Below are 364 nucleotides of genomic sequence, written 5' to 3' on the forward strand. Positions count from 1 at the left end.
ACCCGCGCGCGCTGGGCCTGACCTCACGCCATCTCGCCTATGTGATCTACACCTCAGGCTCAACCGGAACCCCAAAGGGCGTCATGGTCGAGCATCGGGGAGTGGCCAATTATCTGTCCTGGGCTTGCGAAGCTTATGCGCCCAGGTCATCCTCCCTGGTCTCCTCTTCCCTGGCCTTCGATGCCATAATCACGAGCCTGCTTGCGCCTTTGCTCTGTGGTGGCCACGCACAGCTTGTCAGGGAGGGAGACGAGGTCGAGGGGGTAAAGGAAAAGATCAGCTCGGGCTGCGGGATCATTGATATCACCCCCAGCCATCTGGATGTGCTTGGGCAACAGATGCTGGCGGACTCGGCCGCCAGCCA

Annotated in this window: 1 protein-coding gene; it reads left to right on the plus strand. The window is 61.0% G+C overall.

Annotation, left to right across the window (positions count from 1 at the left end; genetic code table 11):
* The coding region (locus KJQ96_RS38850) for an AMP-binding protein (RefSeq protein WP_213291205.1) at window positions 1-364 on the plus strand (364 nt) is incomplete at both ends.

Source organism: Bradyrhizobium sp. sGM-13 (genome assembly GCF_018398875.1).
Taxonomy (GTDB): Bacteria; Pseudomonadota; Alphaproteobacteria; order Rhizobiales; family Xanthobacteraceae; genus Bradyrhizobium.